The sequence below is a fragment of the Salipaludibacillus neizhouensis genome (assembly GCF_002886185.1).
GTDB classification, from domain to species: domain Bacteria; phylum Bacillota; class Bacilli; order Bacillales; family Salisediminibacteriaceae; genus Salipaludibacillus; species Salipaludibacillus neizhouensis.
Window position 1 is genome coordinate 1,953,188 of sequence record NZ_KZ614146.1, and the last position, 23,205, is coordinate 1,976,392.

The window sequence follows — 23,205 nt, forward strand, 5'->3', positions numbered from 1 at the left end:
GAGTATCAGTGTACTAATTAAATAATACACCGATACACGATTAGCGTCAAGGGTTTAGTTAATTATAGTTGAGAAATTTGTTCATTCATTTGATCTCCTTTCACGTTCATTTCTACGAATAATGAGTGTCCAATACTCACAACCTAAAGAACAAGAAATTGCTATTTGAGAGGACTATATACAATGAAAAATCATTCCGACATAAAACGAAAAACCTTCATAGTTCTAACCATCCTTATCTTCAGTTACATGATCATACCCGCTGTTTTTGCTGAAGAAGGAACGGAAGAAAAAGCGAAAGTCGCTATTATTATCGATGACTTCGGTGGAAATATTGATGGTGTTTACCGATTTCTAAAAGCAGAAATTCCGATAACAGTTGCTGTTATGCCTTTCTTGGATGAATCAACAGAGCAGTCAGTAGCTGCTGACGAGCTCGGATTTGAAGTGATTATTCATTTACCTTTAGAACCTATTAAAGGCAAGGCTTCATGGTTAGGACCTATGCCAATCACTTCGGACCTTTCTACGGAGGAAGTAAAGAGTCGTGTAAGGAAGGCGATTAAAGATGTTCCCCATGCAAAAGGAATTAATAACCATATGGGCTCAAAAATCGTAGGGAATGAGAGAATAATGAGAGCAATCCTCGAGGTTGCTAGTGAACATAATCTATATATTATTGACAGTGGAACAAGCGCAGACTCTGTTATCCCTGAATTAGCTCTAGAAATGAAATTACGTTACGGTGTAAGAGATACATTTTTAGATGATACCCGTTCTTCTAGAAATCACGTCTATAAACAGATGCTGAAACTTTACGATCAAGCGGAAAGGCGTGGAGAGGCGATAGGAATTGGACATGTAGGGATAAAAGGCACAGATACGTTTAATGGGATATCTGACGCACTTAAATATTTAGAGGATCGTCAGGTAGAAATTGTCCCGGTCTCTGATATTATTCCAACTGCAATTGATGTAGATCCAAGTGGTTTCTGGCAGCATATCGTTGAGTAAATTTCGAAAACTCTATAGACAGCAAAAAACCAACTACTATAAAAGTAGAATTGGTTTTTGTGTATTGATTCTAATGGATAGCACTTTTGTTATATAGCATGAGTTTTCCTCACCTCAAACAGCACCTCTGAATTGCGCTTATAGGTAAAGGGTTGATTTTCCTTGAATCTCTGGCCTTAAAGGTACCTGTCTACTTATACTCCCACACGAAAGGCCTAGTATTTTCACGACAGAGTATTAACTGAAGCCGTGATTTATTAATTCTCTATATTTTGGATCATTCCCGCTGATAAGGGATATTAAGTAATTCCGGTACCGTTACAAACTCCATCCCTTGTTCTTGTAAGGTTGGAATTATTTCACGAAGGGCATCAATCGTTTGTGTGCGATCTCCAGCTGCTTCAGCCCCGTCATGCATAAGAACAATTGCCCCTGGATGAATGTTCTCCAATACATTTTGTGCTATTTGCTCCGAGGTTAACAATGGTTCCCAATCCAATGAATCAACAGACCAAGCTATTACAGAGTAGTTTAGATTGCCTAACTCTTCTACTAATTCAGGGTAAAGGAACCCGTACGGAGGGCGAAACATTGTTGTTCTGTAGCCAACAATTTCTGCAAGTGTATCTTCGGTTTTTTGAACTTCATTAACAAGTGTGCTAATCTCACCTTCAGTTACTAGGTTAGGATGCCAAAAAGTATGGTTGCCAATCACATGACCTTCTTCTACGATTTGCCTTGCAAGTTCTGGTTGTGCTTCTGCTCTTACTCCCATTAAGAAAAAGGTAGCTGGAACATTATACTCCTCTAACACCTCTAAAACTCCTGGGGTATATCTTGGATCAGGACCATCATCAAAGGTTAAAGCAACCTTGTTTCCTGTAGTTGGGCCATGTAAAAAAGCAATTTCAGGATATAACTCCTGTAATTCTTGCAGGACAAGAGGTTGTTGCTGCCGCTGATCTTCCTCAGGGCCGCCTCTTAACGGTGGCGCCTCCTCCTCAGAAGGTTCTTCGTCTTTATCCCACCACCACACTGGTTTCGCTTCATCATTGGATAAATGATCTGACGCATAGCCAATAACCGTACCTATTACTTGAAAACCAATCAATAATGCAATAATGACTATTGCTTTCGACATTTTCTTTTTCATCCATTCATCTCCTTTTTTTAGACATTGTTATTATTTATAAAAATTGGGTATTTATTCACTCATTTAGATTCACCTTTTTAAAATGGCGAAATAAGAACTATATCTATAAGCGAAGGCTGTGCAACTTCTGCCTGATATTCAATAGCTGGAGACAAGGATTGTATTTGCTGAAGCATTGAAAAGAGGCCACTTAGAACTGATTCGACCCCTTTCCTATTGAAAGAATCTCTAAAAAAACTTCTATAAAGTAGCAGAAGTCTCGTTAAAATTATAAGTTATTATCACAGGATTGTTGGTTGCATTATTATGTAATTAACATCCTGAAAAACACTTCCCACTTTCGATGTATAAAAATACTACTATTCCCCTAAAAAACAACTGATTCTGTTATAAACGTGGTGGCGAATCGAAGCTTGTTCGTTCAGCAGCTGATGACGACCAGCTGGAAAATAAGCGACCTGAATATCACGACATTTATGCTTGTAAAACTCGATATTCTCATTCCAGTCAACGGTCGTATCTTTACCGCCTTGAAGTAAGTAAACCGGGGTATTCAAAATTGGACACTCGACAATATGTTCTTGCCACTTCTCCATTGCAAGCACCCAATCGGATTTCAATTGTTGTACTTGAAGCGGATCACCTCTGACAAATTTGCGATATTTCTCGTCCTCCGAATTTTTCTTAAATCTCCGTTTGGATTTATGTATAAATTTCCCAATAAATTTTAGTGTCCCTTTTGTAATATTCCACCGATATGGAAAATATAATGGGGCAACCAAGATTAGCTTATCTAATCGAACGATTTTCTCACTTGCAGCATGAAACAAAATTGCCCCTCCAGTACTATGGCCAAAACCAATAAATTTAGAGATGGAAAGTTCCTTCCTAAACACATCACAGCAATCTTTTACTGCTTGCACATAGTCATCAAAAGTGCTTATCGTCCCTGGTTCCCCTTGCGAGAAGCCATGCCCTGGTAAATCAACGGTCACAACTTGATAATTGTTCTCCAGCAAATCATTCACGGTATGACTTAATCCGCCCGTATGATCTAAATATCCATGCACGAAAAAAACTGTACCCTTCGGCTCTTTCTTTAAAAACCCCTGGATAAATACTTCTTGTCCAGAGGAAGTTACACGACCACATCGATATTCATGAAGTTCTTGCATGTCGAACGAGTAAAAAGATAAATATTTTTGTACACTAGAAAATCGCAAATGAGGATTAGAATCATCAAAACGATAACTCTCTTTCTTCATCTGCTCAATCCATGGAAACTTTTTTTCCATTTAATTATCCTCCATCAATTCCGAATCAAACTGTGATTTTATCCATTACACTACTAAAGTCAAAGTTGCTTGATACCTTTATTTAAAGAGGTTAAGTAAGGGTGTGCCACCGACAAGTTTTCATTGTCTGATGACACACCCTCATAAATGCAGTTCTTAACTTATTTCCCGATTACTTCAACAAGAGCCCTGCCGTAAGCAGGTAAATCCGGTGGTCTTCTGCTTGAGATTATATGACCGTCCACAACGACCTCATCATTGTGCCAAGTAGCCCCCGCGTTCTCCATATCATCTCTAATTCCCGGTGTACTCGTTACTTTTTTGCCTTCAAGAATGTTTGCAGATATAAGTACCCATCCCGCATGACAGATTTGACCTATAGGACGTTTTTGATCGTTCATAAAAGTAACCATGTCGATCACTTCTTTATATCTTCTCAATTTATCTGGTGCCCATCCTCCTGGAACTAGAATAGCATCATATTCCTCAATATTAATTTGATCAAAAGAATAATCAGTTACTACTGGTACACCATTTTTACCGATATATGTTTTTCCTGCTTCTTTTCCGACAATATGAGCAATTGCTCCTTCTTCTTGTAATCGATAATGAGGGTAAATTAGCTCTGAATCTTCAAAGTCATGTTCTACGACTGTTAACACTTTTTTGTTTTTTAATTTCAATTTCTTCACCCTTCCTTCTGAATACTATTGGTAATATTCCCTTTTATTGAAAGTCTCAATCATATGTACATTCTACAACCTTTAAAATGCCTCGTAAAGTTTGTTGATCTAGTATCCAAATAAGCCAGCTACCATTGGCTTGCTCACGTTAATATTACCTTTTGCCTTCCCACTCCTCATGAAACTGTTCTAGATATAACTCAAGAAATTCATGGCGTTTCTTGGCGAGATCTTTGCCTGTCTTTGTTTTCATTAGCGCAGACAATGTTAATAATTTTTCGTAGAAGTGGTTGATCGAAGTTGAAGTTCCTTCCCGATACTCTTTTTTTGTCATTTCAGTGCGATGAGATTTATCCGGGATATGCATTGCATCCCCTTTATTACCCGCATACATAAACGTACGCGCTATGCCAACCGCTCCAATTGCATCCAACCGGTCTGCATCTTGGACAATTTTACCTTCTATAGTATCAGGTTGGCGGTTATTCCCACCTTTAAACGAAACAGTATCAATCACAGCCATCACTTGTTTAATCGTTAGATAAGGCACATTCTCCTTCTCAAGCCAAGAAACAACAAATATTCGTCCTGATTCTTCTGATTCGTGAAACTTATCATCGCCGGCATCATGAAGAAGGCTTGCTAATTCACATATAAATAGATCAGCCTCTTCCTTCTGCGCAATCATCCTTGCATTTTTCCTTACTCGGTCTGTATGATACCAATCGTGCCCTGAAGAATCTTTTTCAAACAGTTTCTGCACCCAGGTCTCCGCCTTTTGTATGAGTTGATCCATAACTTCCACCCTTTTCATTCTCTACCATTTTTGTTGTGAAAATAATGTTTACGTGTCTTAAGCCAATAGTATGACACACCTTTACAAGATTCATGATCTTTATTTTATCAAATATTTAAAAGGAAAAGGAAGTTAATGTTTTTTACTAAATATTATTTTATGGTGCTCCTTTGGTGTATCTCTATAAATATTTTGTATATTCGGTTTAGCTAAATCATTTTTGGAAAGCCTTTTAAAAGGAATTTCAATTTGCAGTTGATCATGACTGAAAGGATATGGATCAAGGGTAACCATTGTCTCTGACAGCCACTCTGGATAAATTCGCTGATCCTTTAACAGTTCTTGCTTAAAACCATCTTTAAACCAAGTTATTTCTTCTTCTTTCCTAGCACCCCATCGGTTCATACAAATATAGAGAGATAAGTTATCACATAGTTGCAACAAATTAAAGTGAAACTCTCGCTCTCTTTCAAGGGGAAGTAACTTTTTTTCGCGCAGCGCTTCTTTTACAACATTCTGCCGATTATCTTCCTCCAACAAAAATGTAATCCCTAATTTATCAGCTGTGTTACTAAAAAAACTTGCATAATGACAGCTCAATAAAAAACCGGCATATAAATCTTCATTCAAAAGTTGAACGATACCGCTTCGGTAGGATTGCAATTTTTGCTCCATTGGAAAATCTGTAAATGAAGCAAGCTTCGATTTTTCCGGAAGGTAAATTGGATTTTTATCTAGTGGAATCCAACTTCGGTCATGGTTTATTACTGCATGTTCAACTGACTTTTTCATGTTTTTTCCAATAAAGTAATCATCTTTCCAATCACGCACAAATTGTCCGGAAATAAGCGCATGCTCATGCTGTTCAATACAAATAACATGATCCTTATGATGATTTTGAATAATCATTGTTACCCTCCCTTTTTATTAACCATTTGTCAGAACACGGAATTGTTTGGTACTTTTCCATATCCCCTCATTTAAATAGATGCTAAACATGTATAAAAAGAGCTTTCCAACCAAAAAAAGCGCTTCCTTTTTAAAGGAAACGAAAAAGTTTTATTATTTAATTTTTGATTCGCATTCATGACATTCGTTAGAGTAACATTCATGCATTTCGTCCCTTACAACTTTTCCGCATTCGGAACATTCCTTAGCTGGTAAATTACGAAAGAATTCTTTACTTGACATAATCATTGTTGTTTCCTCCCTTTTCTTTAAGTTACTTGTATTGTACTATAACAACAAACAAATTACAAGGTGTTGTATTAAAACAATTTAGCCTATTTTAATATAGAATACGCTTCATATAGATTTTTATGTGTGATGATTTTAATTTACTCTTTGGTATTATATAACAGAGCAAAAAAAGATGGAGAGAATCATCTCTCTCCATCTTTTTCTCTTCCTTTAGAGGTTAAGTAGTCTGTCTAGTTCTTCAACAAGTTTTCCTAGTTCAGGTTTGCTAATTTGCGCATCCGCTCCTACCTGCACTCCTTTATGATACAAGTCGCCAGTAATGAGTGATGAAAAGATAATGACCGGTAAATGCTGGACTTTCGGATCTTCTTTCACTTTTTTCGTTAAATGATGTCCATCCATAGTTGGCATTTCTATATCCGTTACGAGTAGATCCACCTTTTCTCCTGGGGAAGACTGTAAATACTCCCACGCTTCTTTTCCTTCTTCTGTGAAGATTAAGTTTCTATAACCTGCCTCAGTAAGAGTGTTTTTTAAAATATCTCTCAATACTGGTGAATCTTCAGCAATAAGTACTTGTTTATGAGATCGATCTTTCCTTTCAATACCGTCTATTTTACTTATCGACATGCCTGCTTCGGGCATAATATCGTAAACGATTTTTTCATAATCGAGGAGTAAGATCATTGCTTCCTCCATTTTAATAACACCGATTGTTAAGTCCTGTAAACCTTGACTCAGTTTGTTCGGTTTTTCAATCTGCTCCCAGGAAATTCGATGGATTCGAGAAACAGAGTGTACATGGAAAGCGACTTTTACTTGATTTAACTCAGCTACGACTAATTTATCTTGATTTCCTTCAACTGATTTTTCGTATCCTAGTGCTTTTGCCAAATCTATAACGGGTATCACTTCATCTCGCAGTCGGATGATTCCCTCTACATATGCATGAGAATGTGGCATTGTAGTTAATGCTAAAGGCTGAATAATCTCTCTCACCTTCATCACATTTATTCCAAATGTACCGATTCCTACTTCGAAAAGAATAACCTCCAGTTCATTTGTACCACTCTCTAATAAAATTCCTTTTTTTTCTTGGTTCATTATGATGCCTCCTCGGGCTCTATAAATCTATATGTAGTTCTTATTTCTTACTATATATTAGATTACCACGGTTTTGATTTATATTCCATATTTCTCTTCATAAAACAGTAAAATATACCATGTCTATAGTCCTGTTATTTATTCAACAGATTTCAATTGCTTCCTTTTGGAAATCCTTCTATAATAGTAGATGATACAGATTTGCGAGATTGGAGGTTCATTCATATGTTAAAACGTATTTTTTCTTTGGGATTCATAGCAATTTTCCTTCTGCTTACTCCTGTTACTGCGGCATTCGCAGAAACAAATGGAGGTCATGGAGATAGTGGTGGAGCTAGTTCCCTTGTTGAAGGTCCATTTATTATAGTTGCATTTGCAACCCTTGTTCTCATGGCCTATTACGCAATTCGTGATTAATTAATATTTACATAGGAAAAAATTCTTTGAACTGATATTCAAAGAATTTTTTCCTTTTCCTAAAAGAAAAGGAAGTCTCTAAAGGTCATTTTCCCATTCGAGACGCCATGAGCGAACAATCCACAGCACTCTATAGAAAGAAAGAGAGGGTGACTTTTGAAGTCATCCTCTCTAAATATAAATAGAGGCTTTTTAATCTAATACCTCTACGGACTCTATAACAACATCTTCTACCGGACGATCTTGACCTTCTGTTTCAACTTGGTTAATCTCCTCGACAACATCCATACCATCTATGACTTGCCCAAATACAGTGTGAACAAAATCAAGATGCGGAGTTCCTCCTACTTCCAAATATTTATCAATGGTTTCTCTCGGGAATCCACTGTCTGCAAACATTTCCTCACTTAACCCATCTTCCTTAGCAGTGACAATAAAAAATTGACTACCATTTGTATTAGGGCCGCTATTTGCCATTGATAAAGCACCATTAAAATGAGCTACTGAAGCATCGAATTCATCTTCAAAAGGTCCATCATAAATACTTTCTCCACCCATTCCAGTACCTTGCGGATCGCCACCCTGAATCATGAAATCCTCTATAACTCTGTGGAAAACCACACCATCATAATATCCTTCTTCACCGAGTGTAAGAAAGTTCTCCACTGCTTTAGGAGCTACTTCCGGGAACAATTTGATATGTATTTCCCCCATATTTGTTTGAATGATCGCTTCACGTTCATCCTCTGCTACTCCTTCTTCAAATTGTGGGTAGCTATCCGGACCTTCAGCAACTTCTGGCACATCTTCTTCTGCGTTCTCCGTATTAGCGCTGTTACTTTCATTTTCCTGAACTTCACTATTTTCTATCGTTGAATTGTCTACCTCTTCATTATTATTCGTTCCACCACATGCAGTAAGTATAAATATCGCACTTATACCGATACCTGCGGCAAGACTTTTTACGCTAAATCGTTTTGCTTTTTTCATGTTTCCTAACTCCTTTATCATTCTTTTTGGAAGCCATTTTCCAGGCTTCTTCCTTTATTTTTGCCGCATACGCTTTTCTTACTACAACACTCCTGATTTTACTCTACCCAAGTATCTTAGACAACCATTTTTGCACATTTAAACAACAATCAGATTTAATTATTGAAAGGAAAATAGTACAAGATTTATTTTACCAGTTAAACGAATAATCGACTTGACTATTGACTATAATAGAGTAAAATCAAAATAGAACACACGTTCGTTTTTAACTCAAAGACGAAAGGAGATTTTACCATGGCCAGACTAACAGCGGAGGAAGAGCACATAACGGAATCCTACATCTTGCTTGAAATGGCCCGTAAAGTACTTGAAAAGGACTTGGCTCACATCGGACAAGCGCCTATCAAACTGAAGGACCCTTATATACGCTTACTTGAAGTTACACTGCACCGCCTCAGCAAAGAACTCTATACAATAAAGATGTCGATGAAGACCCATGGATTGAAAATTCAGTTAAATAATCATGATGAAAATTTCTCAGAATACATTATTTTTTTTCATGGCTATGTCCTTACAGCAAAATATTTGAATACCCATTTAAAAAATAAAGTCAGTCACCAAATTGAGAATCTTTTCACCCAAAATAAACAAGAAAGCCAATGAACCTTCATCCCTATCTTAAGTATTGTTTGATTTTAGGATAAACATGGCAAGCTGTATTATAAAATACATCATTCCATGATGAGGAAGGAACATAAGACTGGATAAAATCAATGTACGGCTTTATTTTGACAAGTGGCCAATCCGTACCAAACATAAACTTATCATAGTTGTCACAATACGCAAAAGCATGCTTGAAGTGATCAAAATAATGAGGTGTTCGTAAAATTCTGCTCACCTCTTCCTCATCGCCAACTATGAGGCCTGATAAATCAGCATACATGTTAGAGTTTTTATAAATTATTTCTGCGGCATCAAGCATCCACGGATCTCCAAAATGAGCCATAACAAAGGTAACTTCCCGATGTTTAACAGCTACTTCATCTAACGTAAGCGGATGGGCGTATTTTAAGAGGCCACGCTCAGAATACGTATCGCCCGAATGAAAAATAACTGGAATTCGATGCAATTTAGCCAATTTATATACGGATTCATAGACTTTATCGTGGGCATAAAAAGGATAATAGCCTAAATATATTTTGATACCAACGACTTCAGGTTTTAATAACTCATTCTCTAAATGAAGCAATTCTTGCTTTTGCAGCCTGTATGGATTCACACCCGCACAATATACAACGGAATCAGAAGAAGCAGGCATCATGTCCATTCCCATCGGAGTTCGAGGAAGAGAATCAGGAAATCCTTCTCCTCCCTCAATTTCCCGAATTCCCATTCCAATAGCTAACGAAATATCACATTGTTCCATTTCTTTTCTTAGTCCTTTGTACGAATAATCAACATCGGAAATATGTTTAGCTGTATGCTGAAATGTTTCAATATGCGACAAATGTATATGGGCATCGATTATTTTCATGCATCCTCCCCTCTCCTAAAACAAAACGATTTAGGTGAACTATCCCATAGTATCCGAAATTGTTAGTTTATTACTTATTACCACTGGAATAAAAACCTTTTTCTTTTACCTGTTCATAAGCATTCGATAAAATTCCTTGGATGGCACGTCCTCGATCCTTTTTTCGTTTGCGATATTCATTATACAATGCCTCTCCTTCAAAACCTTCATCGATCAACTTCTTCAACACCATATCTGATAAATCTTCTTTTTTTACAACCAGAACGCCTTCTAGGTGTACACTAATGTGATCAACCAGTTTATTTACTGAACGAACTTCACAAACTAAGGTAGCAGGATCATTCGTACGTTTACTAATCGTTACTTCAGCCATTAACGACTGATTCTTTTCTAAATAATCTCGAAAAAATTGTTCCCATTCCGGGTCTAAAACAGCTTCAATTAACCAATTTTTTTCCGCTTCTTCTTTATTGATAATGAGACTATCTACTAAAGGAATATCTTTCCCCTTCATTACTTCATTTTCCCTTAGTTCCTGGTCAAACAATATCATTAATGAACACAGTTGAAATGTTTTCACGATGCTTTAACCCCCCACAAAATCTTCCACTAGCTTATACTACTTCGGTATCTCTTTCCAAATTCCCTCTCTCAAAAGCAAAAACATTCTTCCACTGAGCCACACCGATTCTTCCAAACAGGCGGCGATTACCCGTGGCAAAGCAACAAAGACACTGAAAAAGTTGATGGATACAACTTCAGTGCCTTGATGCAATGAGTTATTCATATGTCTCCGAAACGAAATCATCATTTTCCGAACTAGAGGCAATTGGTGAAAGAATCTGTTCAAAAAGAGCTTCCAGTTCATCAACCATCTCCACTCCTTCTAAAGAAACGGCAGTGGTTCCTGAACCTAATGCAAAGTAAAGAGGTAACTGTTCCTGTCTAATCTCATACTTAGAGGCATCTTTTATAGGTATCTTCTCTAAATAATTATTTTTCAGTCCAAAGGCGATTGCATAAATAAAACTAGTTGTAAGCCATTCCTTTTCATCGATATCTTTTTTGGTGGCATCTTTTAATTGTTGACTAAATCTTTCCCATTTCACGTACTCTGTCCAACCTTTTTTCGTCATGGAAGAGTACGTCATCATCATAATAAAGGTTGTAATACCTGCGAGAACGTAAAGGATACTTAGAAATGGAGATGCTAAGAATAAACCACTTCCTAGTACTACCATCACAACCGATAATCCCAAGAGAACCCGCTTATACGTCGGAAATAATTCCAGGTACCCCTTATCCTCCAGCTCATTCTTCATTATTTTTTCCCATGTGTACAGCTGTTTAATGAAAGCTTCACGAGTCTCCTGATTCTGAGTAAAGTAAAAAAGGTCATCCGAGTGAAAAACACCTTCTTTTCCAACATCAAATAGCATCCAGTCTATGAAAAACTTCTCATGTTCAGCAGAAGCCTCGGTTACAGCACCCTTTAACGAAAAATAATACGTCTCTGCAGTATCATCTTTACAGAAAACGAGCACTCGTTTTCGTACCAAATTAAAAAGACTTGAAATAATATGCCTTGTATACACTCCTCTGCCATAAAGTAATTGTGAAATGATAGAAGGCGAGAGTGTTTGAAAATCTAATTCAGTTTTTAAATCAAACGATAATTCCCTTGTTAATTGACGTTTTTTTCGATGTTCCGAATACATCACAAAAATGCATAGTAAAGACAAAATGATAAATAAACCGAGAAAGCTGATCTCCATTGTTTCCATTAGGACAATAACCTCCTTTAAGAAGAATGATCATTAACTTGCGGTTTTAACCTCCGATAAAAACGAATGCCGTAGAATCCAACTATAGTGACAGAAAACAGTAAATATCCTATTAAATAAGATGTGTAAAGATTTCCTTCGATCCATAAAAAGGATGACAATAAACTTAAGAGCCAAATCATCGATATATTCCCAACTACTGTAGATATAAGATAAGGTTTCATTTCCATCGGACTGACTGCTGCTGAAATAGAAATAAGATTACTTGGCATAATAGGAATACTTCGTAACAGAACAATCATTAGAACACCGTATGAAGAAATGAGATGTAAAATTTTTGAAAACTTCTTTTCTTTTTTAGCCCAAAAACGATTTACCCATTTTTCCCCCATGCTTCGAGCAAGCCAAAAACACAGAATCGTACCTAGCGTTGTACCAATAAAACTAAATAGAAAACCTTGAATCATACCAAATGACATAAAATGCAGCATAATTAAAATTAGGATCGGAAAAAGAGTAATGATATTCTGGATCATCATTAATGGAATCGTTATCAATAATACGCCATAACCCAATTCCTCAACGTTCTCCGTGAATTCCGTAACATCTTGTGATCTTAGCTGCATGATCCAATCCCAATTAAAAAAGACAAAAAGTAAAAGGACTATTAGCATTATCGAGATGGAAACTAGGTTTTTCATATTTTTACCACACCTATATCGAATTGGAGAAAGATAATCTCTTCTTCCGTAATTATAACGAAATCTTTCACTAAATGAAAAGGCAGACGATTCGAATGCTTCCCTGATCCGTTAAATACGCTTAGAGAAATCTCTGTCTTGAGAAGAAAAAGGATGTCTCTAAAGGTCTTATATGACCAACTGAGACACCCTTTCTCCTTAACACTCTGTTGTTTCTTTATGATTCCACCTTTGTCTTTAAACTCGCCATCCGTTTTAAATAAAAGAATCGATAAGTCATCGAACTAACAAATCCAATTAATGCCAATCCGGACATCAGATAATACAGGTTTTTTATATCAAACGTACTAATAATGGAACCACCTAGTATTGATCCAATAACTCCGGAAACACCAAAGAAAACAGCTATGAAAAGCAAATGACCTGTGGATTCCAATTCTTCAGGAACGAGTTTCGTGACAAATTGAAAAGCAGTCAAGTAAAAAGTTGCAAAGGCTAATCCATGAAGCACTTGTACATAAAGTAAAAAAGTTGGGTCTGGGGCAAGTGACATTAAGAACCATCGCAACACATATAAAGCTGCAGCAATCGTAATATAGGTTAACGGATGGAACCTGCTAAATAAATACACACTAAATGCAAATACAAGCGCCTCAGTTACGACACCAATAAACCAAGCCATACCTATTATCGATTCATCTCCACCTAACTCAACAATATACAATCCCATAAAGGAATCATTCATGCGGTGTGTCAGACTAATCGATAATATTAGAATAAAAAAGATCAACAATTGCTTGTTTTTAAGAAGCTTTACAGCATGAAGAAGCTGAACGGGTTTTTTAGAGGGCTCACTATCAGGAGCAAACCACGTAAAAACAATAGCCACTGCTAAAAAACCGGCGTAAACATAATAAATGTTTACGATTCCGATGTATGATAAGAGATACCCACCTGCTAATGAAGCGATCCCGAATCCAAGCGATCCCCACATTCTAATACTGCCAAAAGATACATTTCGTTGGATAGAAATTTTTTGTGCCAGACTATCCCCTAACCCTCCCGCGGGTGACATGAAAGAAAAAAAGAGATAAAGCACCGGCAGCATTAGAATGAAATCTGTAATCTGAAAAAGAATAAATCCGATCGCCATAGCACTGGTTAAACAAAGCAGTAAAATACGTTTGACGGTCTTCCAACGATCACTCATAAATCCCCAAAAAGGTTGAGCAATAATTGCTGCTGCAGGTCCAACAGCCAGTAATAGCCCGATTTCTGAACCACTTAAACCTAAAAACTGAAAATAAACAGGCAAATAGCTAATGATGATCGTCATAGCAGCATGAAAGAAAAACAACATACCTTTAAGCTTCCAAACAGATTGCATCTTACACTTCCTCTCCGTTACGAAAAGGGAAGGCGCTATATTACTTCATTAAAGGAGCCAATCATTTTCAAATAAAAAGATCGGATCCAAATCAAAAAATACATAGTGCTCGTCACTTACAGGATAAGAATATGTCCGAATAAGATCATTCGTTTCAATATCACGGTAGTTATCTGAAAGCATTCCCATTTTCCGATGCTTCATTTGCATTATTTGATCCAAGAAATATGTTCTCCAACTCCAATTCTTCCCTCTGGCTTTTTCTTCATTATGCCAGCTAGTATGGTTTTCTTTCAGCCAGTTGGCACTTATTTGAGAACCGTACATATCACATATGTACATCCTGAATGATACATCCTTAAATGTCTTGGTTAACTCTTGCATTAACCGATCTGTCGATAAAGATACATCTTTTTCATTTAAAATTTGAATCATTTTACTGTCCATACCATGAAGGAATTCAATTTGTTTCTGAAGTCTGCGATGCTCCATGTCTATAAATGTATGAATTTTCCCCTCTAAAAATTCTTTTGCAAGCGAGGGTTCAAGAAAAACATTGGTCGGTTCATGTAAATAATACCCCTGAAGGAATCTGCCTCCGTGCCTCCAAGCAATATAAAGCTGATGAAAATTTCTGATTCCTTTGAAATGAAGAGTTGCACCTATTTTCCTGGCAAATATAGCGATTGCTTCCAAGACATCTGTATAAGTAAAGTGATTGACTGATTCTTGCAAATCCGACAAATCTATTTTCATTATGTTAGGTTCCAACTTGGAAAAATAATCGAGGTTCGTTTTGCTGGTCTTTATATCATCTATTGCGACTTGAAAACCACTGGCTTTCATATACATTAACATGTGACTTACATCATCAACGCTCTCCATCATGTCATTCACACGAAACTCAAAAACGACTCGACTTGCAGAAAAGCCTTCTCTCTCATAACCTTGAAATAATTCCATGAGTTCTTCTAAGCAATCAAGCTGAATTAATACAGAGGGATCAATGTTAAAAAACAAACGAGGCTTGTTTTCTTGAGTAAGTGCGTATTGAACAGCCTGATGATAAATCTCTTTATCTATCTCCCATTTATATTCAGCAGGAACAGTAGGATCTAAAAAAAATGTAGATAATGTTTTAATCGTATCACCTAACTTAATTCTACCTAAAACCTCATATCCTATAATACGGTATTCTTCAGAATTCATAATTGGTTTTAATAGAAAAAAAACTTTTTCTTTATTTTCAATTACTTCTATCGGGTCCATTTTCTCCCTCTTTTCTTTTTAAGGGTTCTGTTTTAACTAAAAAGATTTGCTCTAAAATTTTTATAATCGATGCCTGTTCCTATATCTGTTAATTATATCACGTATCATATTATAGCACGAAGAAGCCTGATTTAGGTTTCTCAGGCTTCATAAATATATTGGTACAACCGTTCGCCTTCTTCATATGGAAGTTTGGAAAGCCCAATTTCCTCACCCACTCGTCCAAACGATTCATGGTGAAAATCAGACCCGCCTGTTTTAAATATTCGCTTACCTAACTTTTTTTCTACAGACAATGCTAAGGTTAAAAATCTTTTTACAGCTTCTTCATCGTGATCCCTATGAAATACTTCAATTCCGTCTAGATGATACTCAGAAAACCACGTTTCAATTTCCTCGTCTATGTTATAAAAAATCGGATGAGCGACAATAGCAACTCCACCAGCTTGATGAATAAGCTTTATCGCCTCGCTTGGTTCCATCTCTTTTTCTTTTACAACGTAACAAGGTTTTCCGTAGCCTAAATATTTTTCAAAAACCTCTTGAACAGTTTGAGCATATCCTTTTTCGATAATTGCTTTTGCTAAATGGGGGCGGGAATAGGTTTCCCCTGTCACCTGCTTTTTTATATCTTCAATAGTGATAGAAATGCCATGATCTTGACATTTTTCCATCATCCTATCCATTCGTTCTCTTCTCATTTTACGATGAAAGGACAAAGTCTCCTGTAAGACTGTGGAATGAATATCAAATCCATATCCTAAAATATCCACGCTTTGTCCATTAATCCTCGTAGAAAGTTCAATGCCGTCTATGAACCTTGCACCTAATGATTCGGCAGTCTCTCTTGCAATTTCTAATCCAACCGTTGTATCATGGTCGGTCAGCGCCAGAAGCTCCAACTTTGCTTCTACGCACTTTTTCATAAGAACTTCAGGGGAATAACCTCCATCTGAAGCAGTTGAATGCATATGAATATCTGCTTTATTTATATGAGCGCTATTTAAATAGGTCATTTTATGATTGCCACCAGTGATCAAAAACGGTGACGGGCAGTTCTCTTTTATGCTCAGTCAATTTATATCTCCGCTCTAAATTTTGGGTTGATTTCTCAGAAATATTCTTGCCTTCGAGATAATTATCAATTTCATCATACGTGATTCCTAAAGCTTGTTCGTCTGATAATAGTGGCTGGTCATCTTCAAGATCGGCTGTAGGATCTTTTTCAGTTAACCTTGCCGGTGCTCCTAATTCGGTCAAAAGCATTTTACCTTGTCGCTTATTTAGTCCAAACAATGGGGCAATATCGCAAGCGCCGTCTCCAAATTTCGTGAAAAATCCAGTTACTGCCTCGGCTGCATGATCTGTCCCAACTACGAGACATTTATAATGAGCGGCAATGTCATATTGTACTTTCATTCGTTCTCTTGCTTTTGTATTCCCCTTAACAAAATCCGTCATTTTGTCACTCGTTGCTTCGAGAAACTGTTGAAACGAAGCATCCACTGCTGGTTTAATATTTACCGTAATCTTGTTATAAGGTTGAATAAATTCCATTGCAGTTTGAGCATCATCTTCATCGGCTTGAACACCATGTGGCAGTCGAAGCGCATAAAAGGTGTATTCATCGGTTCCCTCTTCTTTATTAAGCTCTTCCATTGCCAATTGGATCAATTTACCTGCTAAAGATGAGTCTTGACCACCAGAAATTCCTAATACATAGCCTTTCATACCCGATTTTTTTAAGTAAGCTTTTAAAAAATTGATTCTTGAAGTTAGTTCCTCACTTACATTAATCTCAGATTTAACTTTCAATGATGCGATAATGTCTTGTTGTATTTCTAACATTGTATCGTTCCCCTTTCTATAGTTATTAAGAAAAACGCAAAGCGTCTTTTATTAAATGCAACGTTAGCTTCCGCCGCCATCTTTTAAGAAAAATGTGATCCTGTTAGTTTTTCTAATTGATTCAGTTTCCCATTTTTTCCTTCTAGTTCTAAAATACTTTTTTCTGTTTCTCCAATAAGATCAAAATGGGGGTAATCCTCTCGATTATGAATCCAGGCTTCCTTTAGACCATATTGTTTCCCCCATGCAACTAGTTTGTCCCAATCAGAACAAGCAGCCTTCGTAACTGTTTTGTGCTCAGGAAATCGTGAATCATACCAAAAATGAGTTAGAAAAGAAATTTCTCCCTCAGAAGCCTTCGCTTTCCACTGAGCCAATTCTGTTTTCTTAATTCCAAACGCCATCTTTGTTCCCCTTTCCCAATTCAATCTTACTACTACCATAAAGATGGAGACAAGAGATTGCTTCTAGTTTGAGAAGTAATATTACACACTTTCCCTCTTTTATCATTTTAACACACCGTTTTTTTATTCGAAAACTCCTGTTTAGGGTTTTATCGTTCCAGATCCCTTTTTATCTTTGAACTAAAAAGGTGTGTTAAAAGACCATTACAGGACTTCAACACACCTTTTCTAAAACTATTCTACGCTTTTTCTATTATACCTCGCCACGGTTCCTTGCTTCTTTCTCATCACCAATTTCAGCTCTGAATCCCTCTATACTTTCTTCTCTTCGGTGATTTTTTTCGCGAATAGCTTGTTTTTCTTCATTAGGCATATCGTCATTATTAGCAGTTACTTCCGCTGCCCGATAATTTTCTTCGGTGTTTTCGACCATTTGCTCAAGTCTTTCCACGTTATTCTCACGGTTATCTTTCTTTGGCATGACAACTCCTCCTTTTATATTCTTTCAAGGATAGTGTTGTCTCTTAGCCGAAAATCATACTTCTGTTTTTTTATTGTTTTCATAGGCCTCATGCCAATCTGGAAACCGTTTTTTTACGTTGATCGGTTTAAAAGTGTCAGCGTCTACACACACATGCTCACTTGTTCCAGTAAGACACAATATCCCTTTCTGGTTAAAGATCTTGTATCCATAAGAAAATCGTACGCCAGTATAAGCTTCAATCCAAGTCTCAATCGTTACATTTTCACCATACTTTGCTGGTGCATGGTACTTCATTTCAAGACTTGTAACAGGAGAAAGAACCCCCATTTTTTCCATCATGGCATAGTTAAAACCTAAATCTTCAATTAGTTTTGTCCTGCCAATTTCACACCAAACTAAATAGTTAGCATGATAAACAACACCCATTTGATCTGTTTCTGCATACCTGACAGCTACTTCTGTATTGGCGATAAACATATTACTGATCCTCCTGATTCGATATGATAGAAAAATCATTTTTCTTAAGCATCGTCAAACTATTTTGATTATCTTGTTCATTCACTACTCGATAAGCTTGTCTTTGAATCGCATGCTCAACGTAATCTTTCATCGACCGAGCATTTCCAGCAGGGGGATCAGCAAGATTAGCTTGGTAAATAAAATCCTCAACACCTTCTTCTAGTTCGTACCCATACTCATCTACATAAAACTGAACTATCTTGAGTAGTTCTTCCGCTGAGTAATTAGGAAAAACAATCGTCTTTTTAAAACGTGAGGAAAGTCCAGGGTTACTTTGCAACAATCTCTCCATCTGATCGGAATACCCCGCAAAAATAACAACAAGATTCTCCTCATGCTTCGTCATTTCTTCTACTAACGTATCGATTGCTTCAGCACCAAAGTCTTGTGCTCCTTTACTAAGTAATGAATACGCTTCGTCAATAAAGAGAACTCCCCCTAAAGCTTCCCGAATCTTCTTTTTTGTTTTTATCGCGGTTTGTCCAACAAACCCTGCTACAAGATCGCTTCGGCCAACCTGGACTACGTGTCCTCTTTTTAATAATTCTAATTCATAAAGTATTTGACTGTAAATACTTGCCAGCGTCGTTTTACCTGTACCTGGTGGACCAGTGAAAATAGCGTGAAGTTGTATAGGAATCAAAGGTAATCCAATTTCTGCACGTTCTTTTTGCACTTTCACAAAAGAAGATAATTGCGTGACTTGTTCTTTTACATTTTGAAGACCTATCAAACGCTCTAACTTTTCTTCTCCTGATATATCGTGTTTTTTCTCTTTTTGTACTAGTAACGCAAAGGCTTCCTTATCAAGAATTGTAAAACTCTCTTTCGAATAGTTTTTTTCCTTCGCAATTTCTGCCCCTTGTTTAAAAATTGCACTTAGAATAATATCCTTTACCGTTCTAGCATTTCCGAAGCTCTCATCTACTTGCTCCTTTTTAAGACGATTCTCCAGTTCTGTCAAAGCATCCTCCGTTAAGGAGTAATCATTTTCTAGCGCCACTTGTTCACCAATTTCCAATAATTCATTCATCGAAAAATCAGGTAGATGAATATGGTTCGTTTCCGGGAACCTGCTGCGAAGTCCCGGGTTGCTCCATAGAAACGTCCTCATCTCTTCTGGATACCCAGCTAAAATAACCGCAAACTTGCCCGCATAACTACCACTTGTCATCGCTGACACGATCGTATCGATAGCCGTTTGTCCATAGTCGTTGCCGCTTGCGCCATCCCTTTTTAAACTATAAGCCTCATCAATAAATAAAATCCCACCTCGGGCTGATTCGATCACTTCCAGCGTTTTCTCTTCTGTCTGACCTACATAGCCGCCTACTAAAGAAGAACGGTCGACTTCCACCACTTCTTCACGCGGAAGAGCCCCCAGTTGGTAATAGATCTTGGCTAAGAGACGTGCAATAGATGTTTTGCCTGTACCTGGATTACCGGTTAAAATCATATTTAAGCTCTGTCCATTTTCAAAATGATACCCTTCTTGTTCTCTAATCCTTTGATATTCAAGGAAATAATAGTAAGAATGTACCTTCTCTTTCACTTCTTCCATACCTATCATCGCATTTAACTCATCTAATGGAGTACTATCAGAGTTCTCTTGCGATTCACGCCAACTTTCCCATAACCCGACATTGTACAGTAGTGTCGCTAAGTCTTCATCCATGATTCTCTTTTTTTCTTTAGAGGAATAAATTCCACTGACACTTTCTCTATATTCCTTAGCAGATAGCAACAAACGATCGATATCATTTCCGATCTCATCAACTAGAATTATTCCATCTTCCAGTAGCTTTGCCTGTTCTTTATCCACACGATTGGTCAATGATTGCTGGAGCACTTCCTTTTTAGCAGTCAGTTCTTGTTGCCATGCTTTTCCTTGTTGAAGCATCAAGAGAAAAGTATCAACAGCTTTTTTCTTTCCTTGACTATGATCAGTCTCTCTTATTTTAGGAAAGTCTTCTTTAAACCAAGGCTCATTCATAGCAGTCAAACCAAGATAAATAACAATTTCAGCTATATAATCTGAATCAGGTGATTGTTGGACAGCATCGCTTATCCAATGATCCACACGAGTGTCCCACTCTTTTTTTCTTTCATAGCGGGCCACAGCAATCATTGCTCTCCATTCACTCATTGCCTCCGTCGTATAGGAAGCATCCTCATTATCCTCGATTTTTTTGAATAATCGAACTAGTTCACTTTCTTTTAGCTGATTAAAAGGTCTATTTTTCAGCTCAGTCATTTTTTGAATACTATCTTGACTAGCCTCTTTTTTCTGTTTCTCCATTTACAACACCCCTTAAGAAAAACGCGTAGCTTGTTCTGTTTGATAAATCACGCCTTCACTGCTTTTGATTCTTTTACTTTTGCACTTTTTCTTGTACCAATGGTTACTCCGGTTAAAACTAATAATGCACCAACCATATGGATAGGAAGGAATACCTCACCTAGGAAAACCACTGCAAGAATAATCGCTGATAATGGCATTAAATTTATGAAAATCGATGCTTTCGCAGCACCGATCATTTTGATTCCTTGGTAATACATAATAAAACTAACTACAGACACTATGATACTCATATGTATGATTGAAGTCCACGTTAAAAACTCGCTTCACCTAGTGTTGAAAAAGACGAGTCAAACACCGCCAAAGGCAGCAACATGAGTGTACCTAATACAACAGCATAGGTTGTACTTGTGATGGAACTGAATCTTTGTAGCGCTACTTTTCCTAGAACACTGTAAAGTGCCCAACAAATCACTGCCAGTAACAGAATAAGATCTATTGGTGCGAATCCTTGAGCAATAATTTTCCCGACATTTCCTTCAGTGATAATGATAAACGCACCTGAAATCGCGATCATCAAACCTGCAATATGTCTTCCCTTGATTTTTTCTTTTAAGAAGAGACCGGATAAAATAGTAATTAAAACCGGATTAGCAGCAATAAACAAAGAGCTTTTCACAACAGGAGCATCTCTAGTAGCAATAAAAAAAGCAATGTTATATAAAGCAATTCCAGTAAGACCTAACAGCGCCATAAGGAACCATTCAGAACCTTTTGGTCTCCTACCGCCTTTATCAAGAAATATCATAATTGGAATGAGAATAACAGCAGCAAAAAAGAATCGAAAAAATGCAACTACAATTGGACTTAAATCTTGCGTTGCGAAGCTACCCGCTATAAAGGCACTCCCCCAGCTACTTGTTGCTAAAGCTAGCATGATGTATATGAGCCATGGTTTCTCTCTTAATAAATTACTCACAGAATGAACTCCTTTAGGAAATGTATATTTTCAGTTTTGAACATTTATAAAGCCTTTGTTTTTCATACAGGGCAAGGTTTCGTGTATACTTAATCTACCTTAATTAATCTAAAGGAGTCATACATATGTATCGGAAAATTTCAGTCATTACCGGAACTTTTTTTCTAATTATCGTGCTCTTTCTATATCACGAATCTTTCCTTTATTGGATCCAAAATACGGAGCAAGACCATCTATTTCTTACTACTGTCATCGCGACATTTATGTCGTTCTTTCCAGTCATTCCTTACCCCGTTGTAGGAGGTGTCATTGGTGCTGCTTACGGACCGACAATTGGCGCCTTAATCATTTGGGCAGGCTCTACTTTAGCTTCTTTCTTATTTTTCTCACTCATCAGGTACGGTGGCTTTCAAGCATTCGGCACAAAAGTACTGTTAAAATACGCTGCTACAAAGAAATTAACCCTTCTTTTTGAACAGAATGCTTTTATGTCCGTTACGATTATGCGAATGATTCCAGTAATCCCTTCTATTATAATTAACGCTTATGCAGCTTTAAGCAGAGTCCCCTTCGTTCTGTATGCCATCGCTTCAGCTCTCGGGAAAATTCCATCAATGATGCTTTTTGCTATCGCAGGACATACAATAGTCACGAACCCTATAGATCTCTTTTATATGATAGCTGGTTATGGTGCCTTTCTCGCAATTATTTATCTATTCTATAAAACTTGGCTCGGAAAAGTTGAGAAATCAAAGACTGATCCTAACAGAGCTTAAATCGGTCATCTTATATTATTTTTAAAGTTTAGTTTAATAATGACACCTACTCTGTAACAAGTGGCTCCTATAATTCCACCTAATGTGTTTAAAATGACGTCATCAATATTAGCAACTCTGAACGTAAATAAAAATTGACTTACCTCTATAAAAATGGAAAGAAGCATAGCTAGAAAAATAGTAAGAAAAAAACTTGTTGCTTGTTTTGACTTTTTTATTCGGTGAATCACGAAAGGAAAAAGAAAACCAAAGGGAATAAATAACAACACATTCCCAACTAGTATTCGAAAAGGGGCTCCCCAATTATCACTAAACACTGCAATACGATAAATACTGAGGAAAGGATCGAGATTATAGTTTCTTCCCCCAGGACCAGCAGGACCAAAGGAAGACCCGTAGTTCCAAGCAAAAAACGTAACATAAAACAATATTCCCATATATGATAGAAATGTAATAAGAATTAAAAAAGTAGGTGGACGGTTTTTATTTTTAACCGGAGCCATCGTATGCCTCCTTTTACTGAAATTTAGTATGTGTGTATAATATCTATGATTGACTCTAAATTATAA

The 23,205-nt window shown here is 37.0% G+C and carries 27 protein-coding genes; 4 read left to right on the forward strand and 23 right to left on the reverse strand.

What is annotated here, in order from left to right:
- Positions 1-183 precede the first annotated feature (183 nt).
- Positions 184-1,014, forward strand: coding sequence for a divergent polysaccharide deacetylase family protein (locus CEF18_RS09080; protein WP_223292279.1), 831 nt, complete (start codon positions 184-186; stop codon positions 1,012-1,014).
- 277 nt (positions 1,015-1,291) lie between these two features.
- Here CEF18_RS09080 and CEF18_RS09085 read toward each other — a convergent pair whose 3' ends face one another.
- From CEF18_RS09085 to CEF18_RS09115, 7 genes are all read right to left on the reverse strand, one after another.
- Positions 1,292-2,167, reverse strand: a complete 876-nt coding sequence (locus CEF18_RS09085) for a polysaccharide deacetylase family protein (RefSeq protein WP_110936169.1) — start codon at positions 2,165-2,167, stop codon at positions 1,292-1,294.
- Between the two features lie 359 nt (positions 2,168-2,526).
- Entirely contained in the window at positions 2,527-3,462 is a 936-nt protein-coding gene (locus CEF18_RS09090) for an alpha/beta fold hydrolase (protein ID WP_110936170.1), read from the reverse strand.
- Positions 3,463-3,623: 161 nt separating this feature from the next.
- Entirely contained in the window at positions 3,624-4,145 is a 522-nt protein-coding gene (locus tag CEF18_RS09095; RefSeq protein ID WP_110936171.1) for a type 1 glutamine amidotransferase domain-containing protein, read from the reverse strand.
- A 154-nt stretch (positions 4,146-4,299) separates the two neighbouring features.
- Positions 4,300-4,941 carry an HD domain-containing protein gene (locus CEF18_RS09100; protein ID WP_110936172.1) on the reverse strand — a complete coding sequence of 214 codons (642 nt, stop codon included), beginning with the start codon at positions 4,939-4,941 and terminating at the stop codon, positions 4,300-4,302.
- Between the two features lie 132 nt (positions 4,942-5,073).
- Complete coding sequence (locus CEF18_RS09105) at positions 5,074-5,850, reverse strand: DUF3891 family protein (RefSeq protein ID WP_110936173.1); 777 nt, start codon at positions 5,848-5,850, stop codon at positions 5,074-5,076.
- Positions 5,851-6,003: 153 nt separating this feature from the next.
- Positions 6,004-6,138: a protein YhfH gene (gene yhfH / locus CEF18_RS09110; protein ID WP_110936174.1), complete on the reverse strand. Its 135-nt coding sequence runs from the start codon at positions 6,136-6,138 to the stop codon at positions 6,004-6,006.
- Between the two features lie 213 nt (positions 6,139-6,351).
- Positions 6,352-7,245, reverse strand: a complete 894-nt coding sequence (locus CEF18_RS09115; RefSeq protein ID WP_110936175.1) for a chemotaxis protein — start codon at positions 7,243-7,245, stop codon at positions 6,352-6,354.
- A 225-nt stretch (positions 7,246-7,470) separates the two neighbouring features.
- Between CEF18_RS09115 and CEF18_RS09120 the strand changes: the two genes are divergently transcribed.
- Positions 7,471-7,662: a hypothetical protein gene (locus tag CEF18_RS09120; protein ID WP_110936176.1), complete on the forward strand. Its 192-nt coding sequence runs from the start codon at positions 7,471-7,473 to the stop codon at positions 7,660-7,662.
- Positions 7,663-7,854: 192 nt separating this feature from the next.
- Here the strand turns inward: CEF18_RS09120 and CEF18_RS09125 are convergent, their stop codons facing one another.
- Positions 7,855-8,652, reverse strand: a complete 798-nt coding sequence (locus CEF18_RS09125) for a peptidylprolyl isomerase (protein WP_110936177.1) — start codon at positions 8,650-8,652, stop codon at positions 7,855-7,857.
- 294 nt (positions 8,653-8,946) lie between these two features.
- Here CEF18_RS09125 and CEF18_RS09130 point away from each other — a divergent pair, with 294 nt between their 5' ends.
- Positions 8,947-9,315, forward strand: a complete 369-nt coding sequence (locus CEF18_RS09130; protein ID WP_110936178.1) for a hypothetical protein — start codon at positions 8,947-8,949, stop codon at positions 9,313-9,315.
- 10 nt (positions 9,316-9,325) lie between these two features.
- Here CEF18_RS09130 and CEF18_RS09135 read toward each other — a convergent pair whose 3' ends face one another.
- From CEF18_RS09135 to CEF18_RS09195, 14 genes are all read right to left on the reverse strand, one after another.
- A complete protein-coding gene (locus tag CEF18_RS09135) occupies positions 9,326-10,186 on the reverse strand; it encodes an amidohydrolase family protein (RefSeq protein WP_110936179.1) in 861 nt (286 codons plus the stop codon).
- A gap of 70 nt (positions 10,187-10,256) precedes the next feature.
- Positions 10,257-10,766: a YwpF-like family protein gene (locus CEF18_RS09140; RefSeq protein WP_110936180.1), complete on the reverse strand. Its 510-nt coding sequence runs from the start codon at positions 10,764-10,766 to the stop codon at positions 10,257-10,259.
- 199 nt (positions 10,767-10,965) lie between these two features.
- A complete protein-coding gene (locus CEF18_RS09145; protein WP_110936181.1) occupies positions 10,966-11,970 on the reverse strand; it encodes a DUF2207 family protein in 1,005 nt (334 codons plus the stop codon).
- A gap of 17 nt (positions 11,971-11,987) precedes the next feature.
- Positions 11,988-12,671 carry a TVP38/TMEM64 family protein gene (locus CEF18_RS09150; RefSeq protein ID WP_110936182.1) on the reverse strand — a complete coding sequence of 228 codons (684 nt, stop codon included), beginning with the start codon at positions 12,669-12,671 and terminating at the stop codon, positions 11,988-11,990.
- Positions 12,672-12,888: 217 nt separating this feature from the next.
- Positions 12,889-14,058 (reverse strand): MFS transporter, encoded by a 1,170-nt coding sequence (locus CEF18_RS09155; protein WP_110936183.1) that lies wholly within the window; start codon positions 14,056-14,058, stop codon positions 12,889-12,891.
- Positions 14,059-14,106: 48 nt separating this feature from the next.
- Positions 14,107-15,327, reverse strand: a complete 1,221-nt coding sequence (locus CEF18_RS09160) for an EAL domain-containing protein (RefSeq protein ID WP_110936184.1) — start codon at positions 15,325-15,327, stop codon at positions 14,107-14,109.
- 140 nt (positions 15,328-15,467) lie between these two features.
- Entirely contained in the window at positions 15,468-16,343 is an 876-nt protein-coding gene (locus tag CEF18_RS09165) for a PHP domain-containing protein (protein WP_110936185.1), read from the reverse strand.
- Between the two features lies 1 nt (position 16,344).
- The gene (gene nadE, locus CEF18_RS09170) at positions 16,345-17,175 is read right to left on the reverse strand and encodes an ammonia-dependent NAD(+) synthetase (protein WP_110936186.1); all 831 of its coding nucleotides are present in this window, start codon (positions 17,173-17,175) and stop codon (positions 16,345-16,347) included.
- Between the two features lie 83 nt (positions 17,176-17,258).
- Positions 17,259-17,579: a hypothetical protein gene (locus CEF18_RS09175; protein ID WP_110936187.1), complete on the reverse strand. Its 321-nt coding sequence runs from the start codon at positions 17,577-17,579 to the stop codon at positions 17,259-17,261.
- Between the two features lie 253 nt (positions 17,580-17,832).
- On the reverse strand, positions 17,833-18,060 hold the full coding sequence (gene tlp, locus CEF18_RS09180) for a small acid-soluble spore protein Tlp (RefSeq protein ID WP_110936188.1): 228 nt from the start codon (positions 18,058-18,060) through the stop codon (positions 17,833-17,835).
- Positions 18,061-18,114: 54 nt separating this feature from the next.
- On the reverse strand, positions 18,115-18,540 hold the full coding sequence (locus tag CEF18_RS09185; RefSeq protein WP_110936189.1) for an acyl-CoA thioesterase: 426 nt from the start codon (positions 18,538-18,540) through the stop codon (positions 18,115-18,117).
- Between the two features lies 1 nt (position 18,541).
- Positions 18,542-20,881 carry an AAA family ATPase gene (locus CEF18_RS09190; protein WP_110936190.1) on the reverse strand — a complete coding sequence of 780 codons (2,340 nt, stop codon included), beginning with the start codon at positions 20,879-20,881 and terminating at the stop codon, positions 18,542-18,544.
- Positions 20,882-20,928: 47 nt separating this feature from the next.
- Positions 20,929-21,162, reverse strand: coding sequence for a DMT family transporter (locus tag CEF18_RS26825; protein WP_263053809.1), 234 nt, complete (start codon positions 21,160-21,162; stop codon positions 20,929-20,931).
- A gap of 32 nt (positions 21,163-21,194) precedes the next feature.
- Complete coding sequence (locus CEF18_RS09195; protein WP_259457888.1) at positions 21,195-21,860, reverse strand: DMT family transporter; 666 nt, start codon at positions 21,858-21,860, stop codon at positions 21,195-21,197.
- A 125-nt stretch (positions 21,861-21,985) separates the two neighbouring features.
- Here CEF18_RS09195 and CEF18_RS09200 point away from each other — a divergent pair, with 125 nt between their 5' ends.
- The gene (locus CEF18_RS09200) at positions 21,986-22,636 is read left to right on the forward strand and encodes a TVP38/TMEM64 family protein (protein WP_110936191.1); all 651 of its coding nucleotides are present in this window, start codon (positions 21,986-21,988) and stop codon (positions 22,634-22,636) included.
- Between the two features lie 5 nt (positions 22,637-22,641).
- Here CEF18_RS09200 and CEF18_RS09205 read toward each other — a convergent pair whose 3' ends face one another.
- On the reverse strand, positions 22,642-23,139 hold the full coding sequence (locus CEF18_RS09205) for a VanZ family protein (RefSeq protein ID WP_110936192.1): 498 nt from the start codon (positions 23,137-23,139) through the stop codon (positions 22,642-22,644).
- Between the last annotated feature and the right edge of the window lie 66 nt (positions 23,140-23,205).